Below are 15954 nucleotides of genomic sequence, written 5' to 3' on the forward strand. Positions count from 1 at the left end.
GTTCGGCCGCTCCGCACGCGGTGTGTGCGGAGCAACCTCTGCCAGTATCCCACACGGAGATGCACGGATACGCCAACGGCGCCCCGGAGGGCGCCGTCGGCGGTGTCGGGAGGCGCGAAGCGCGACGCCCCGAGAGGTTTCGTGAGCGACACGCCAGGCGCCGCTCGTGCGGGGCTGTTACTTCGCAGCCAGGGCGGGGAACCAGAGAGCGATCTCGCGCTCGGCGGACTCCACCGAGTCGGAGCCGTGGACCAGGTTCTCGCCCGGGTCCAGGCCGAGGTCGCCGCGGATCGAGCCGGGCACGGCCTTCTCGACCGGATCGGTGCCACCGGCGAGTTGACGGAACGCCGCGATCGCGCGCGGGCCTTCGAGGACCGCGGCCACGAGGGGGCCGCCGGTAATGAACTCGATCAGCGAGGGATAGAAGGGTTTGCCCTCGTGCTCGGCGTAGTGCGCTCCGGCGACCTCCTCCGTCGCAGTGCGCAGCTCGAGAGCCACGATGTCCAGCCCCTTGCGCTCGATGCGCGAGAGGATCTCTCCGACGTGACGGCGTGCGACGCCGTCGGGCTTGATCAGTACCAGGGTCCGCTCAGTCACGCGACAAGCCTAGAGGTCGTCCCGCTGGCCCGGCAGCAGACCCCTGGATTCGCGATCCCTGATGTCCTTGCGCAGGTAGAAGATGTACGCCCACACCGCGGCGAAGAGCACACCCACCGCACCGAACGCGAGGTCGACGAAGAAGCCGAGCACGGCGAGCACCTGCAGCGTGATGTTGAACGGGATCGCCCACGACTTCTTCTGCACCCCGGCTCCGAGGAACATGAGAACGGCGAGGCCCACGACGTAGGTCGTCGACCACGCGCTCAGTCCCCCGCCGACGGTCGCGATCACCGGCAGCACCAGCAGCACCACGATCGCCTCGAGCACGAGCGTTCCCGCCATCACGCCGCGGAAGCCCTTCCAGGGGTCCGTCGTCGGCGGCCGGAACTTCTGTTCCTCCGGCTTGTCGTTGCTCACGCGGGATCCTTTCCGAACAGACTGCGGGCCGCACCTGCGGTCACCACCGAACCGGTGACCACGACCCCGGCGCCCGACACCGCTTCGCCGGGCTCGCCGACCTCCTCCGCGATCGCGATCGCGGTTTCGATCGCATCCGGGAGCGTCGCCGCGGTGACGACCCGTTCGTCGCCGAATCGGGCGACGGCGATGTTCGCGAGATCGTCGACGTCCATCGCTCGCGGCGACCCGTTGTGGGTGACGACAATCTCGTCGAAGACCGGTTCGAGCGCCTCGATCAGACCTGCGACGTCCTTGTCGGCCATCACGCTCACGACGCCCACGAGCTTGCGGAAGTCGAATTCCTGGGCGAGCGCGGCCGCGAGGGCCTTCGCGCCGTGCGGATTGTGCGCGGCGTCGAGGAAGACGGTGGGCGCATTGCGCACCCGCTCGAGCCGGCCCGGCGTGGTCACCGACGCGAACGCGTCGCGCACCGCCTCGACATCGAGCTGCTTGCCGGGGCCCGCCCCGAAGAACGCCTCGACCGCGGCCAGCGCGACCGACGCGTTGTGCGCCTGGTGCTCGCCGTGGAGCGGCAGGAAGATGTCGGTGTAGAGACCCCCGAGACCCTGCAGGTCGATCTGCTGTCCGCCGACGGCGACCGCACGCCGCACCACCGCGAACTCGGATCCCTGACGGGCCACGGCCGCGTCGGCCTCGACGGCCTGCCGCAGCAGCACGTCCATCGCCTCCGGTTCCTGCTGCGCGATGATCGCCACGGTGTCGCGGGGCACGAGACCGTCGTCGGGTGCCTTCTTGATGATCCCGGCCTTCTCCCCCGCGATCTCCGTGAGGGTGTCGCCGAGATAGCCGGTGTGGTCGATGCCGACGGGCGTGATCACCGCGACCTGCCCGGTGACGACGTTCGTGGCGTCCCACCGTCCGCCGAGACCGACCTCGACGACCGCCACGTCGACGGGTGCATCGGCGAATGCCGCGAACGCCATGGCCGTGGTGACCTCGAATTTGCTCATCTTCGGGCCACCGGCCGCCTCGGACTGCTCGTCGATCATCCGGACGTACGGTTCGATGTCGCGGTAGGTGTCGACGTAGGTCCGCGGCGAGACCGGCGCGCCGTCGATGCTGATCCGCTCGGAGGCGAGCTGCAGGTGCGGGCTCGTCGTCCGGCCGACCCGGTGGTGCATGCGGGTGAGCAGCGCGTCGATCATCCGGGTTGTCGACGTCTTGCCGTTCGTGCCGGCCACGTGGATCGACGGGTAGCTGTTCTGCGGCGAGCCGAGGATGTCCATGAGCGCGGCGATCCGCGCCAGGGACGGCTCGATCTTCGTTTCCGGCCAGCGCTTGTCGAGCTCGGCTTCGACGAGCGTCAGTTCGGCCAGGTCCACCGGGGACGGCGCCCCCGGGGTGTCGGTGCTCACGCCGCGCCCAGCTCCTTCAGTCGTGCGGTGATCCGTGCGATCTCCTCTTCCGCGATCTGCTTGCGACCGCGGATCTTCTCGACCACCTGATCGGGTGCCTTCGCGAGGAAGGCCTCGTTCGACAGCTTCGCGGAGGTGCCCGTCAGTTCCTTCTCCGCGGCGGCGAGATCCTTGCGCAGGCGCGCGATCTCGGCGCCGACGTCGATGCTGCCGGAGGTGTCGAGCTCGACGGTGACCGTCGCGCGGCTCAGCCGGACCTCGATCGACGCGGTGGCCGAGAACGAGTCCTCCGGCGCGGTCAGGCGCGCGAGCGACTGCACGGCCGGCACCTGCGCGACGAGATCGGCGTCCTCGACACCGACGAGCCGGGCCGCGACCTTCTGTGACGGCTTGAGACCCTGGTCGCTGCGAAACCGGCGGATCTCGGTGACGAGCCTCTGCAGGTCGGCGACCCGCTGCGCCGCGGTCTCGTCGGTGGCGATGCCGGACGTCTCGGGCCAGGACGCGACGACGACGGACTCGCCACCGGTGAGCACCTTCCACAGGGTCTCGGTGACGAACGGGATGACCGGGTGCAGCAGGCGCAGCAGCTGGTCGAGGACGGTGCCGAGCACAATCTTGGTGCCGTCGGCGTGGGCGCTGCCCTCGGCGAGCTGGACCTTGGCGAGCTCGAGATACCAGTCGCAGACCTCGTCCCACGCGAAGTGGTAGAGCGCCTCGCACGCCTTCGAGAACTCGTAATGATCGAAGGCCGCGTCGACCTCGGTCCGCACCTGCTCGAGGCGGTCGAGGATCCACCGGTCGGCGTCGGTGAGCTGCTGGCGGGCCGGGAGCTCGCCGATCACCGCGCCGTTCATCAATGCGAACTTGGTCGCGTTGAACAGCTTGTTCGCGAAGTTGCGCGACGACTGGGCGTGGTCCTCACCGACGGCGAGATCGCCACCCGGGTTCGCGCCGCGCGCCAGCGTGAAGCGCAGGGCGTCGGCGCCGAAACGCTCGACCCAGTCGAGCGGGTCGATGCCGTTGCCGCGCGACTTCGACATCTTCTTGCCGAACTGGTCGCGGACGAGGCCGTGCAGGAACAGATCCCGGAACGGCACCTGCGCCTGGTGCACCGCGTCGTCACCCGACACGTAGGTGCCGAACATCATCATGCGGGCGACCCAGAAGAACAGGATGTCGTAGCCGGTGACGAGAACGCTGGTGGGATAGAACTTGTCGAGCTCGGGGGTCTTCTCCGGCCAGCCCATCGTGGAGAACGGCCACAGGCCGGACGAGAACCACGTGTCGAGCACGTCCGGGTCCTGCTCCCAGCCCTCGGGGGCGATCTCGTCGGGGCCGAAGCACTCGACCTCGCCGTTCGGGCCGTACCAGATCGGGATGCGGTGACCCCACCACAGCTGACGCGAGATGCACCAGTCGTGCATGTTGTCGACCCAGTCGAACCAGCGCGGTTCCTGGCTCGCCGGGTGGATGACGGTGTGACCGTTGCGCACCGCGTCGCCGGCAGCCTTGGCGAGCTTGTCTACCTTGACCCACCACTGCATCGACAGCCGCGGCTCGATGGTCTCGCCGGACCGCTCGGAGTGGCCGACGCTGTGCAGGTAGGGGCGCTTCTCGGCGACGACGCGGCCCTGCGCGGCGAGTTCCTCGCGGATCGCGATGCGCGCCTCGAAACGGTCCATGCCGTCGAAGCGGGTGCCGGAGTCGGCGATACGACCGGCCTTGTCCATGATCGTGGGCATCGGCAGGTCGTGCCGCAGGCCCATCTCGAAGTCGTTGGGGTCGTGCGCAGGCGTGATCTTCACTGCGCCCGTACCGAATTCGGGGTCGACGTATTCGTCGGCGATGATCGGGATCTGCCGGCCGGTGATCGGGTGCTCGAGCGTCGTGCCGATGATGTCCTTGTAGCGCTCGTCTTCGGGGTGCACCGCGACGGCGGTGTCGCCGAGCATCGTCTCCACACGAGTGGTAGCGACGACGACGTGCGGCTCGTCGTCGTTCAGGGAGCCGTAGCGCAGGGAGACGAGTTCGCCCTCGACCTCCTCGAACTTCACCTCGATGTCGGAGATCGCGGTCTGCAGCACGGGCGACCAGTTGACCAGGCGCTCGGCCCGGTAGATCAGCCCCTCGTCGTAGAGGCGCTTGAACATCGTCTGCACCGCGCGGGACAGCCCCTCGTCCATGGTGAAGCGGTCGCGCGACCAGTCCACACCGTCGCCGATGCGACGCATCTGGCCCTGGATCATGCCGCCGGACTCGGCTTTCCACTGCCAGACCTTCTCGATGAAGGCCTCGCGACCGAGGTCCTCCTTCTTCTTGCCGTCGGCGGCGAGCTGCTTCTCGACGACGGTCTGGGTGGCGATGCCGGCGTGGTCCATGCCGGGCAGCCACAGCACCTCGTAGCCCTGCATGCGCTTACGGCGGGAGAGCACGTCCATGAGGGTGTGGTCGAGGGCGTGACCCATGTGCAGGCTGCCGGTGACGTTCGGCGGCGGCAGGACGATCGAGTACCCGGGCTTGTCGCTCGTGGGGTCGGCCTCGAAGTAGCCGGCGTCGACCCACTGCTGGTAGAGCTCCGCTTCGACGGCGCTGGGGTCCCAGCTCTTGGGAAGGGCGTCGGCGGGGTTCTGCGAGTTCTCTGGCGCACTGGTCACCCGTCAATCGTAAGCGTCGCGGCGAACCTCCTGGACACGGGCCACGACAGAGATGGACAAGGGTCGCGACAGAGCCGGACAGGGGTCGCGACAGAAGAGTGTGGCCCGCTCCCCGACCGGGTATCGCAGTGCCGGGCGGCCGAATGCGCGGACGCCGAACGGACAGGACGGAGGACACCGTCATGATGCGGGCATTGATCTTCGCTGCAGGTGCGGCCGCGGGATTCGTCGCGGGGACCCGGGCGGGACGCGAGACCTACGACAAGATGCGGGGGCGTTCGAACGAGCTGTGGCACAACCCGGCAGTGCAGGAAAAGGTCATTCCTGCGGTACAGGACAAGGTGACGGAAGCGGCCGGCGTCGTGAAGGAGAAGGCACCGCACCTCCAGGAGACGGTCGGTGGTCTCGCCGAGAAGGTCACCCATCGCGGCGGATCGGGTCAGCACTCGGCCGGTTCCGGTTCCGCGACGAGCGAGTCGACACCGGCCACCGACGAGCCCACGCGTCCGCCGGTCTCGCCGGGCGACCAGCGGCGCCCCCCCGAATAGCGAGGCAGTAGACCCCGAGCGGACGTCCTCGGTCAGCCCAGCTCGTCCGGCAGGTCGAGCGGGCGACCGAGCACGTGCTCGGACAGGAACGCCTCGACGGCCCGGTACCAGATCTTCGAGTGCTGAGGCTTCAGCACCCAGTGGTTCTCGGACGGGAAGTACAGGAAACGGTGGACGGTGGTGCCGTCGTCCTCGGCGGGTCGACCCGATTCGTTGAGCAGCTCGTACCACAGGCGCAGGGCTTCGCCGATCGGGACGCGATAGTCCTTGTCGCCGTGGATCACGAGCATGGGCGTGACGATGTCGGCGACGAACAGGTGCGGTGAGTTCTCGACCGCCATCTCCGGGGTCATCTCCCGCTGCCAGTACCAGGCAACGTCGGTGGTCGGGGTGAACTGGTCCAGCGCCCACAGACCCGCGTGGGTGACGACCGCGCGGAACCGGTCGGTGTGCCCGGCGATCCAATTGGCGAGATATCCACCGAACGATCCGCCCATCACCGCGGTCCGCTCCTCGTCGATATCCTCACGCGCGACCGCGGCATCCGTGACGGCCATCAGATCGGTGTACGGTTCGTTCCCCCACCGACCCCAGCCACGCCGCACGAAGTCGTCGCCGTAGCCGGTGGACAGTGCGGGATCGGGCAGCAGCACCGCATAGCCGCGGGCGACGAGGAGCCACGGGTTCCAGCGCCACGACCAGGTGTTCCAGCTGCTCAGCGGACCGCCGTGCACCCACAGAAGCATCGGCGCGGGGTCGTCGGCGGACGCCGTGTGCGGAAGCGCGAACCACGCCCGCAGCGGCGTGCCGTCGGCGGCCTCGGTGGTCAGTTCCTCGAGACGTCCCGGCAGTTCCGGGAGCGCAGCGGGAGCACGTAGCGGCGTGACGGTGCCGGCGTCCGGTCCGGTGAGGTCGATGCGCACGGGGTGCGGCGGCGCTTCGTAGGAGGCGCGCAGCGCGTACGCCCTGCTGCCGTCGGGTGCGAGACAGACGTCCGTGTAGGCGGCGTCGTCCGCGGTCAGGCGGTCGGGCTGCGCGGACCCGAGTCTCTGCACGAAGACCGGCGCACGGCCGTGGTCGTCGGCGGTGAGCACGAGACCGGAACCGTCGGGCAGCCAGGTGACGGAAGTGGGACGTCTGTCCCATTCAGGGGCCTCGATGGTCGTGGTTCCGCTCGCGATGTCCAGGACGCGGACGGTGATCTGCGGCGGGTTCTCCGCGTCGCCCATCGATTCGTGCAGGTAGGCGAGCTTCGTCCCGTCGCGCGAGATCGACGGGTGCGTCGCGTCGCCGGTCTCGTCGTCGACGAGCGGGGTGCGCAGGCCGGTGCCGAGATCGACCCGCACGAGCGTGACCCGGCGCGAGGCGAGCGGACCGGGGACCACCCAGGTCGCGGCGGCGAACGAACCGTCGGCAGCGATGTCGACGGAGCCATCACGCAGCGACCCTCGGATCCCGGGCGTGAGGTCGGTGAACCCGTGGCCGCAGTTGTCCGGGACGAGCAGGTGCGGCTGGTCGGGTCCGAGATCGTGGTCCCAGTAGCGCACCGGATAGCCCGTGTGCAGCACCGCGGTGACGACCTTGTCCTTACGGGCGTCCCGGATCCGTTCGTCGTCGGACTCGCTGTGGCCGAGGACGGACGCGACGAGGACGATCCGGTCGGCCTCGGATGCCGCGTGCACCGATGCGAATCCACCCTTGCGGGATCCGACCTGCTCGGCCTCGCCGCCCGCTGCGGGCAGTCGCCACAACGACACCGGCGGATCGTCCTTGCCCCGGGCGGCGGTGAACAGCAGGTCGCCGGACGCGGTGAAGGTCGGGTTCGATTCACCCGTGGTGCCGTGGGTGAGGCGGCGCGCCGGGGCGTTGCCTTCGGGATCCACCTCCCACAAAGCCTCGGTGTACGAGGTGGCCTTGTCGTCGAGCGTCGACTGCGTGATCACCAGGCGATTCCCGTCCGGGGACATCGTGAGGGAGGTGACGCGAGGAAGCGCCAGGTAGTCGTCGAGCTCGTGGAAGGCCGTCATGCCTGGACGATATCGGGAGCGGCGGTGGGCGGTCCGCAAGGTGGCACCGAGTTCGTCTGTAACCTGGTCGTTCGGCGGGTACATCCCGTGGCAACGCCGTCACCCAGTCCGAACGGAGCACTCACATGGTCGACCTCGCATACGTCATCGCCGGCTCGGAAGCGACCGGTGGCGCCGGTCTGCAGGTCGACCTCAAGACGTTCCAGCAGCTCGGTGTGTACGGGGTGGGCACCACGACGTGCATCGTCTCGTTCGACCCGAAGAACAACTGGGGCCACCGCTTCTTCCCCGTCCCGGCCGACGTGATCGCCGAGCAGATCGAGGCCGCCACCGCCGCCCACAATCTCGACGTGGTGAAGATCGGCATGCTGGGCACGCCCGCGACGATCGACGTCGTCGCCGAGGGACTCGAGAAGCAGGACTGGCGGCACGTCGTGCTCGACCCGGTCCTGATCTGCAAGGGCCAGGAGGCCGGCGCGGCCCTCGACACCGACAACGCCCTGCGCGCGCAGGTGCTCCCCCACGCCACGGTCGTCACCCCGAACCTGTTCGAGGCACGGACGCTGTCCGGGATGGACGAGATCACCTCGGTCGACCAGCTCATCGAGGCGGCGCGTCGCATCCACGACCTCGGCCCGAAGTATGTCGTCGCGAAGGGCGGCGTCGAACTCGACGGCGAGGACGCCGTGGACGTGCTGTTCGACGGCTCCGAGGTCACCCTCCTGACGGCACCGAAGGTCGGCAACGAGCGTGTCTCCGGCGCCGGCTGCACCCTCGCCGCCGCGATCACCGCCGAACTCGCGAAGGGCGCGTCGGTCGCCGACGCCGCGGCCCGCGCGAAGGATTTCGTCACGACCGGGATCAAGGGCCGCGTGTCCGCCAACACCCCGTTCGACACCGTCTGGCAGGGCGCCTGATCCGAAGGCGGGAAGCATCCCGTCAGCGCGGCTGCCGCCACATCCCCCACAGGGTCGGCCCACCACCGGGGATGACGATGGCGCGGGTGACCTCGAACCCGAACCGCTCGTAGTAGGGAACGTTCGATTCCTTGCTCGACTCGAGGTAGGCGGGGGCGTGTTCGGCGTCGGCGCGGTCGAGGCCGGCCTTCATCAGGGCTTTGCCGAGGCCGGTCCCCCGCGCATCAGGTGAGGTGCCGATCGTCGACAGGTACCAGTGCGGTTCGTCCGGATGCGCCGCGTCGAGGGTGACGTTGACCTGCCCTCCCCGCTTCATGTAGCGGCCGAGCGCGGCGTAGAAGCCGGGCAGGAGGCGGAGGGAGGTCCACGCATCGGTGCGCCATCGTCCGGGCGGCGCCCACATCGCCGCGCCTCCGACGGTCCCATCGGACTCGGCGATGTCGGTGGCTCCCAACGGCACCATGTGGTGGCGGGCGTCGGCGGCGAAGAAACGGGTCATGCGGCGGATACGGTGCTCCTCGTCCGGGAACATCCACGCGAAGACCGGATCGTCGAAGAACGCCTCGGCGATCACCCGAGCGAAGACCGGAATGTCGCGGCGCGTGGCGGTTCTCGGTTCGACGGCCATGTCGGCAGCCTACGACGAAGACGTGCCCGACGACCTGCCTTCCGTCGCCAGTTCCTTCGCGAGGGGCGTGGGGAACCGCGGCATCACCCGCACCCCACCCAGCCAGTCGTCGAGGCGGGCGGCTTCCTCGCGTAGCACCGCGGTGCCCTCGGCGCCGATGTCCTCGAGCAGATGCAGGCTCACCGCTCCCGTGTCGGTCTGCCACCACGTGCCGACGATCCGTCCGTCCCACCAGGCGGTGGGACCGGCGTTGCCGTTGGAGTCGAACAGCGCCTCCTTGTACGGCCCGAGATACCACTCGCGTTCGGTCCACCCCATGACCGTGGGGTCCAGACCGGGCAGCAGTGCACCCCACGGTTCGACGGGAGCGGGCTCGTCCACGTCGTCGGCCAGGAGGTAGCCGGGACGGCCGTCGAGATCGACCTCCACCACGTCGAGTTCGGCGAGGGCCGCGCGGACGGCAGTGAGGGTGGAGCCGAGCCACCATTTCAGATCCCCCTCGGTGCCGGGACCGAATGCGCGCAGCCACATCCGCACGAGTTCGCGCACACCCGTCGCCTCGTCGACGGGGTCGACGGCCGAGCCCAGCCACGACTCGGTGGTCGTCCAGGTGGGGCGCGAAACCCGCCACGACCCCTTGTTCGACGCCCGGACCACTTTCCCCTCGGCGGAGAGCACCGTGAGCACGCGAGGCGCGAAGGTGACCGGCCCACCCCAGGATTTGCCGGCACCGAACTCCAGCGCGCCGTCGAGGAGCGGGATCTCGGCCTTGAGCTCGCTCGATGTCGCCTCCCGCCCGTCGGCCAGGGCGGCGAGGATGTGGCGGCTCACCTCGTCGAGCCAGCTCTCGCCGTCGTCGTGCAATCCGGCCTTCACGACGTCCTTGACGACCGTGCGCCGTTGTGCGGCGGCAACCCGGGCGCTCGCCCCGGCCTGCACCACCGGGAGGGTGTCGAGCGGGACGACGAAGACGGTGCGCCGCATGGCCATGCGTTTGACCATGGTGCGGTCGTCGTAGAGCGCCCTGTCGAGGTCGGCCACGGTGAACCCGTCCACACGTGCCCACGCCGACAGGTAGACGGTCGCCGGGTCGGTGCCGTGCAGGCACACCAGGGACGTCGCCGCGTCGACGGCGTCGGGGGCGCGGTGGGCGGGATGCAACCGGTGCCGGACGGCCAGTCGTGCCCGGCGTTCGTCCACGTCGATCCTGGGTGCGGCCATGGCCGTCATCGTAGGACCGGCCACCGACCTCGGGCGCGCGGTGAAGGGGCCCCGCGGCCTCAGGCTGCTCGTTCGCGCAGCCAGGCCATCGCCTCCATCCGGTACTCGTCGATGCCCTTGTACTGCGCGATCTCGCGCGGCAGCTCCTCGACGATGTCGGCGAGCTGGTACGCCCACTGCGGGTAGGCGGCGATCTCGGCGAGGGGTGCCATGTAGGTGCGGATGTTGAACACGATCGCACCGGTCGTCGGCAGCCGGATGAGGTGCTCGAGTTCGATGCGCAGCTGGATCCTCCCCCAGTCCTTCTCGGCCATCAGGCGGGGGATGTCGTCCATCCACTCGGGCATCGTCTCGAGGCTCGTGTCGCGGCGCCGCGAGCCGACGGCCGAGAAGGTCCAGTTCACCCGTCGGTAGGGCTGGTCGGCGGTGAGCCGGCGCAGGAACTGCTCGGCCCGGTCGGTGACCCCGTCGCGCGTGAGACCGGGTACGGGACGGTGGATCTCGTGCATGCTCATGCCGATGTCGAACTTCACCGACCAGTCGGCGGAGGAGGTCACCACGGCGGCGTCGAAGTAGAAGTGGCCGTCGCGTTCGGTGACGAGCAGGACGTCGTCGGGGATCTGGCAGGCGACGAACACCAGCGGGTGTTCGGGCAGCGTCTCCGGATCACCCGGGACGAAGGTGCAGTCGATTCCGAGAGGTTGGTTGCGCCAACGGTATCCGGATCCGAGGCGGTCGAGGGTCATGAGGTCGGGATACGACGCGGCCATCTCGCGGAAGTAGAACATCAGCAGGTCCCACGAGGCCGGGGTCATGTGCGGGAGGTAGCGGACCCGGTGCGGGTCCCGCTCGAGGATCCCCTGTCGCAGGGCCATCATCTCGACGTAGTCAGGTCCGAGGTCGACGATGTGTTCGCCCCAGCCGCCGACGAACGTGTCGACGCGGCGGCGAGCGGGTTCGACGTTGACCCCGTAGCGGAATCTGTTCTCACCTTCGAGAAAAGGCCACGGGAGATAGGACAGGTCGCTGGTAACGGTCACATTCGGTCCTTCCGGTCGGTTCTGTCAGGCGACGGCTCCGAGATAGGTGCCGTGGTGACTCGACAGGTGCGGGCGGATCTCGAGGGAGATCCCGCACCCGGCGCACGAGATCCTGTCGCCGGGTCGCGCGTCGGCCCGCTGTGTCGTCTCGCAGTGGGGGCAGAAAACCGTCAGCGTCACCGTCGACGTGACGTAGGTGATGAGTTCGCAGGGCAGGGCGCCGGCCTGCCGGGCGGCGGCGGTGTAGGCCATGGCCTCGGCGGCCGGACCGGCGACGAGGATGCGTGATCCCGCCCTCAGCGCGGCGACCGCTTCGGCGGCGCGACCGGGTGTCGGGTCGTAGAGGGCGGCGGCGTCGCGTCCAAGTTCGGAGGCGTCGGCCATCCAGTGCCGCACCGCCTTTCGCGCGAGTTCGCAGTCGCTCGCGGCGAGGACGAGGAAGGCGCGACCGGCACGGTCGAGTGCGGGTGGGTCGCCGTGGACGAATCCGGAGGCCTTCACGTCCGCACACCCCCGTAGGTGCGGAGCCAGCGCACCCCCGGTTCGCGGGTGCGGGTGATGCCCTTGTAGTCGGCCATATCCTCGGGCAGCTCCTCGAGGACACGGCACAACCGCTCGGCCCATTCCGGTACGCGGGCGATGTCCTCGAAGGGCAGCAGGTAGGTGCGGATGAGGAACATGATCGCGCCGGAGACACCGAGGCGCACGAGGTGCTGGACCTCGACGCGCAGGTTCAGCCGGCGCCCCACGTCCTCGAGCGGCCCCTCGGCGAGCAGCCGCCGGTCGCGTCCCCACACGGGATAGGTCTCGGTGGACTGGTCGAGGAGGCGGTCGACGCTGAGCGACCAGTTGGTGCGGCGGTACTGCCGGCCGGGCTGCAGGCCCATGAGGAACTGCTGGGCGCGCGGGATGACCCCTTCGGTGTGCACGCGCGGGACGGGCCCGTGGATCTGCAGGAAGCTCATGCCGACGTCGAAGCGCAGCGACCAGTCGGCGGCGAAGGTCACCAGTCCGGCGTCGCCCCAGAGGGCACCCTCACGCTGGTCGAGCAGCACGACGTCCTCCTGGAGGTGCCTGCCGACGAACAGCAGGGGTGGTTCGGGCAGGGTGGACGGATCACCGAACACGAAGGACTGTTCGACGCCGAGTGCCCGGTTGGTGAATCGCCGGGCCGCACCGTCCCCGTCGAGCGAGAACTTCTCGGGGTGGGCGTCGGTGAGCATCCGCATGAGGGTGAGCATCGCGTCCCACTGGGCGATCTCCATGTGCGGCAGAGCCTGGAACCGGGTGGGGTCCTCGGCGAGGATGCGGGTGCGTTCGGCGAGATCCTCCCGGTACCGGCCGTCGACGTCGACGGGGTGGGTCCCCCATCCCCCGACGGGTGTCTCCACGACACTGCCGGCGGGTTCGACGTTGGTGCTGTAGCGGTAGGTGTCGCGGGGGAAGGGGAACGGGAAGCGGGCGATGCGGTCGGGGATCGCCGCGCTGTCGCCGAGGGCCTCGAGGTCGATCGTGGTACTCACAGGTCCAGCTCCAATCGGGGTCCGTTCGCGCGGGAGACGCACGGCATGAGGCAGTCTCCGGCCTCCTTCTCGGCGGCGCCGAGATACAGGTCGCGGTGTTCGATGTCGCCGCTCACCACGGGCAGCCGGCACTCCCCGCACACGCCCTGACGGCAGAGGCTGGGGACCGCGATGCCGCGGGATCCGAGCGCTTCGAGGAGGCTGACACCCGAGGCGACGTCCACGTCGACGCCGCTGCGGGTGAGGTGTGCGGTGAACGGTTCGCCGGGGTCGAGGTCGCCGACCCCGAAGTGCTCGTAGTGCACGCGGGCGCCGGGCCAGCCGGCGCGACCGGCACGGTCGGTGAGTTCGTCGATGAGCGCAGCCGGGCCGCACGCGTAGAGGTGGGTGCCGATCGGCTGGTCCAGCAGCGCGGGTCCCATATGCTCCCAGAAGCCGTCGCGGCCGGTGTGGAGGTGGAGGCGGTCGCCGCACAGCTGCTCCAGGTCGTCGAGGTGGGCGGCGTCGCCCTCCCGGTGGACGTAGTGCACCTCGAACGAGCGGCCCCACTGCACGGCGGCGCGGACGTGGGACAGGATCGGGGTGACGCCGATTCCGCCGGCGACGAGCAGGTGGTGCCGCGCGGTGAGGACCGGGGCGAAGGCGCTGCGCGGGGTGCTCACCTGCACCCTGTCCCCCGCTCGCAGGGAGTGGATCCAGCGGGAGCCACCGCGGCCGTCCTCCTCGAGCCGTACGGAGATGCCGTAGTGGTCGGGCTCGAAACCGGGTCCGGTGAGGGAGTAGGAGTTTCGGCGGGATTGCCCCTCCGGCCCGGTTCCGCAGGTCACGACGATGTGACTGCCCGGGGTGAAGGAGGGCAGGAGTGCGCCGTCGGACGCGACCAGCCGCATGTGCCGCACGGTCGGGGTCAGTGCGGTGACCTCGTCGACCGCCAGCACCAGGCCGGCGTCGGACGGCACGTTCGTTGCGGGGCTGTCGGACATCAGGGTCATCAGCGTTCCTCCGCGTCGATCATGTAGCCGAGGTAGGCCGCGTGGTGACGCGAGACATGGTGGTAGACCACGAGTTCCGCGCGGCAGTTCGGGCAGGTGGTGCACCGGCCGACCTCGACGTCGGCGAGATGGGTGGTGTGACAGTGTGCGCAGTAGACCGCGTGGTCGGCGGTGTCGATCGGGACGGGCATGATCTCCTCGTCGACGAGCCCGCCGGCCACCGCCACGGCCCTTGCGGCGAGGACGGCGGCCTCGGATCCGACGAGGACGAGTCGGCAGCCGACCCGGGAGGCGTCGAGCTGCCGTCGGAGGACGCGGGCAGCTGTGTCGCCCCACTCGGCGGGCAGACGCATCCAGTCCACCCGCCGACCGTCGAAGGACAGCAAGAGATTCCGCGCCTGCTCGGCAGCCTCGTCGCCGAAGGACAGGATCGTGAAGGTCCGTCCCCCGCCGGCGATGCTCCGTTCCTCGTCCCACCTCGGCACACTGGTGGTGTCCATACAGACGTTCACGGCATCTCCTAGGGCGCGAAGGAGCGGAGGCCGACGTAGAAGGCGAGCGCGCCTTCGGGGGTGGTGAAGCGGATGCGGGATCCCTTGGGGAAGAAGATCGCGTCGTACGCACGGGCGATCTCGACCTGGCCGGTGTCGAGGTTCTCGAGGCGGAACTCGCCGTCGAGGACGACCTTCATCTCGTCGTATTCGTAGGTGTAGTCGAGGGGCGCCTCGGTGGGTTCGAGACGGAAGTAGCCGGAGGCCATGGGGCAGCCTTCGGGATTCGGGTGGACGTCGTCGATGTAGCCCTTCGTTCCCGGGAACTCGTCGACCGACATCTGCGGGAGGTTCTTCCAGAAACCGGAGGTCACTCGGAATGCGGGCACGGTGGTGGTCTCGGACATGGCAACTCCTCAAAGGGAAGGAATGCGCGAACGCGCGGTGTGCAATGAGAACGTCGATCGCTGACGTGAAACAGACGATAATGGGAAGAAACGCAGCGATGGTTGCAGTTCTGTTAACGCGCGTAACCGATTCCTCTCGAGGGCAAGGGAATCCGGACCCTCGAGGAGGTTCCCCGGAACCTGGACGGAACATCCGTCAGCGGCCGGGATCGAAGAGGGCGCGATGCCAGATACGCGTGACGATCTCGGCGGCCCGTTCGAGCGGTATGGGCGTCTCCTGCAGGGCGTCCTGCGCGTACCAGACGTAGTCCGACCCAGCGCGGGCGGATCGCCCGGTCCGACTCCGGTGCCGTCGCCCGGCTGCGCGCCGCGGGCTCGTCGGGTTCAAGCCGACCACCGGATCGTGCGCGGACGAACGGGGTTTCCGCGCGATGACTGATTTCGTCACCGCCGGCCCGCCGGCCTGGACGGTGGACGAAACCCGCATCATGACGGAGATCCTCGCCGAGACGACCTTCGAACGCACCGCGGTGCGGCACCGGCGGATCGCCTTCTTCCGGCGCCCGGACGGACGTCCGGTCGATCCCGCGGTCGCCCGCACCGTCGAGACCGTCGCCGGAATCCTGTCGGATCTCGGGCACGAGGTCGTCGAGACCGACATCCCGATCCAGGGGTGGAACGAGATCTTCGGGCCGCTCGTGCTCGACGACGGGCTGCGCGAACGCGCCCATCTGCTCGACGATCCGGAGCTGCTGACCCCGCTACGAGCGGGCGAGTCCGCGAGCCGCGATGCAGCTGACCAGCGCCGAGGTCGCCGGTGCCCGCGGGCACTGGACGGATTCCGCCTCCGCATGGACGATTTCCTGCACCGTTGCCGTCAAGGGCATCGACACCCTGAACGGTACCGAGGTCGACGACCTCTACTTCTCCGACTGCGAGTTGCCCGCCGACTCGGTGGTCGGTGAGGTCGGCCAGGGCTGGTCCCAGCTCATGCCCGGGCCGGCGACCGAGCGGCTGATCCTCGCCGCCCAGATGCTCGGCGTCGCCGAACGTGCCTTCGACGATCCC

Annotated in this window: 15 protein-coding genes and 2 pseudogenes; 4 read left to right on the plus strand and 13 right to left on the minus strand. The window is 69.3% G+C overall.

Going from position 1 to position 15954, the window contains the following annotated elements; translation table 11 throughout:
• Positions 1-177: 177 nt before the first annotated feature.
• The 4 genes from ndk to AC6CID_RS21685 are packed head-to-tail and all read right to left on the minus strand — an operon-like array spanning position 178 to position 5092.
• On the minus strand, positions 178-597 hold the full coding sequence (gene ndk / locus AC6CID_RS21670) for a nucleoside-diphosphate kinase (RefSeq protein WP_006551181.1): 420 nt from the start codon (positions 595-597) through the stop codon (positions 178-180).
• 9 nt (positions 598-606) lie between these two features.
• A complete protein-coding gene (locus AC6CID_RS21675) occupies positions 607-1017 on the minus strand; it encodes a DUF4233 domain-containing protein (protein ID WP_006551180.1) in 411 nt (136 codons plus the stop codon).
• Positions 1014-2435: a bifunctional tetrahydrofolate synthase/dihydrofolate synthase gene (folC, locus tag AC6CID_RS21680; protein ID WP_064060932.1), complete on the minus strand. Its 1422-nt coding sequence runs from the start codon at positions 2433-2435 to the stop codon at positions 1014-1016. The genes AC6CID_RS21675 and folC overlap by 4 nt, the downstream gene beginning before the upstream one ends.
• Entirely contained in the window at positions 2432-5092 is a 2661-nt protein-coding gene (locus AC6CID_RS21685) for a valine--tRNA ligase (RefSeq protein ID WP_064060931.1), read from the minus strand. The genes folC and AC6CID_RS21685 overlap by 4 nt, the downstream gene beginning before the upstream one ends.
• A gap of 182 nt (positions 5093-5274) precedes the next feature.
• On the opposite strand from AC6CID_RS21685, the gene AC6CID_RS21690 reads away from it, so the two are divergent.
• A complete protein-coding gene (locus AC6CID_RS21690; RefSeq protein ID WP_064060952.1) occupies positions 5275-5640 on the plus strand; it encodes a hypothetical protein in 366 nt (121 codons plus the stop codon).
• A 32-nt stretch (positions 5641-5672) separates the two neighbouring features.
• On the opposite strand, the gene AC6CID_RS21695 is transcribed toward AC6CID_RS21690, so the two are convergent.
• Positions 5673-7667, minus strand: coding sequence for a S9 family peptidase (locus AC6CID_RS21695; RefSeq protein WP_064060930.1), 1995 nt, complete (start codon positions 7665-7667; stop codon positions 5673-5675).
• Between the two features lie 125 nt (positions 7668-7792).
• Between AC6CID_RS21695 and thiD the strand changes: the two genes are divergently transcribed.
• Positions 7793-8584 carry a bifunctional hydroxymethylpyrimidine kinase/phosphomethylpyrimidine kinase gene (gene thiD, locus AC6CID_RS21700; RefSeq protein WP_006551175.1) on the plus strand — a complete coding sequence of 264 codons (792 nt, stop codon included), beginning with the start codon at positions 7793-7795 and terminating at the stop codon, positions 8582-8584.
• A gap of 22 nt (positions 8585-8606) precedes the next feature.
• Here the strand turns inward: thiD and AC6CID_RS21705 are convergent, their stop codons facing one another.
• The 8 genes from AC6CID_RS21705 to AC6CID_RS21740 are packed head-to-tail and all read right to left on the minus strand — an operon-like array spanning position 8607 to position 14886.
• Entirely contained in the window at positions 8607-9212 is a 606-nt protein-coding gene (locus AC6CID_RS21705; protein ID WP_006551174.1) for a GNAT family N-acetyltransferase, read from the minus strand.
• Positions 9213-9221: 9 nt separating this feature from the next.
• Positions 9222-10433, minus strand: coding sequence for a winged helix DNA-binding domain-containing protein (locus AC6CID_RS21710; RefSeq protein ID WP_498354445.1), 1212 nt, complete (start codon positions 10431-10433; stop codon positions 9222-9224).
• Between the two features lie 59 nt (positions 10434-10492).
• A complete protein-coding gene (locus tag AC6CID_RS21715) occupies positions 10493-11473 on the minus strand; it encodes a heme-dependent oxidative N-demethylase family protein (RefSeq protein ID WP_064060929.1) in 981 nt (326 codons plus the stop codon).
• A 24-nt stretch (positions 11474-11497) separates the two neighbouring features.
• Positions 11498-11974, minus strand: a complete 477-nt coding sequence (locus AC6CID_RS21720; protein WP_006551171.1) for a dimethylamine monooxygenase subunit DmmA family protein — start codon at positions 11972-11974, stop codon at positions 11498-11500.
• Complete coding sequence (locus tag AC6CID_RS21725) at positions 11971-12996, minus strand: heme-dependent oxidative N-demethylase family protein (RefSeq protein ID WP_081263438.1); 1026 nt, start codon at positions 12994-12996, stop codon at positions 11971-11973. The genes AC6CID_RS21720 and AC6CID_RS21725 overlap by 4 nt, the downstream gene beginning before the upstream one ends.
• Entirely contained in the window at positions 12993-13988 is a 996-nt protein-coding gene (locus AC6CID_RS21730) for a PDR/VanB family oxidoreductase (RefSeq protein ID WP_006551169.1), read from the minus strand. Before AC6CID_RS21730 ends, AC6CID_RS21725 begins: the two co-directional genes overlap by 4 nt.
• A complete protein-coding gene (locus AC6CID_RS21735; protein ID WP_248846230.1) occupies positions 13988-14500 on the minus strand; it encodes a dimethylamine monooxygenase subunit DmmA family protein in 513 nt (170 codons plus the stop codon). Before AC6CID_RS21735 ends, AC6CID_RS21730 begins: the two co-directional genes overlap by 1 nt.
• A gap of 8 nt (positions 14501-14508) precedes the next feature.
• Positions 14509-14886 carry a cupin domain-containing protein gene (locus tag AC6CID_RS21740; protein ID WP_006551167.1) on the minus strand — a complete coding sequence of 126 codons (378 nt, stop codon included), beginning with the start codon at positions 14884-14886 and terminating at the stop codon, positions 14509-14511.
• A 362-nt stretch (positions 14887-15248) separates the two neighbouring features.
• Between AC6CID_RS21740 and AC6CID_RS21745 the strand changes: the two are divergent.
• Positions 15249-15851, plus strand: a pseudogene (locus tag AC6CID_RS21745) (amidase family protein); the annotation flags it as partial.
• Positions 15763-15954 (plus strand): annotated as a pseudogene (locus AC6CID_RS21750) (acyl-CoA dehydrogenase family protein); the annotation flags it as partial. The pseudogenes AC6CID_RS21745 and AC6CID_RS21750, both read left to right, overlap by 89 nt.

The organism is Rhodococcus sp. GQ147, from assembly GCF_059759155.1.

Excerpts from the sequence above, each read along its gene's own strand:
- AC6CID_RS21690 (WP_064060952.1), top strand. The coding sequence starts at position 5,275 with ATGATGCGGGCATTGATCTTCGCTGCAGGTGCGGCCGCGGGATTCGTC.
- AC6CID_RS21695 (WP_064060930.1), bottom strand. The coding sequence starts at position 7,667 with ATGACGGCCTTCCACGAGCTCGACGACTACCTGGCGCTTCCTCGCGTC.
- thiD (WP_006551175.1), top strand. The coding sequence starts at position 7,793 with ATGGTCGACCTCGCATACGTCATCGCCGGCTCGGAAGCGACCGGTGGC.
- AC6CID_RS21705 (WP_006551174.1), bottom strand. The coding sequence starts at position 9,212 with ATGGCCGTCGAACCGAGAACCGCCACGCGCCGCGACATTCCGGTCTTC.
- AC6CID_RS21710 (WP_498354445.1), bottom strand. The coding sequence starts at position 10,433 with ATGGCCGCACCCAGGATCGACGTGGACGAACGCCGGGCACGACTGGCC.
- AC6CID_RS21730 (WP_006551169.1), bottom strand. The coding sequence starts at position 13,988 with ATGACCCTGATGTCCGACAGCCCCGCAACGAACGTGCCGTCCGACGCC.
- AC6CID_RS21740 (WP_006551167.1), bottom strand. The coding sequence starts at position 14,886 with ATGTCCGAGACCACCACCGTGCCCGCATTCCGAGTGACCTCCGGTTTC.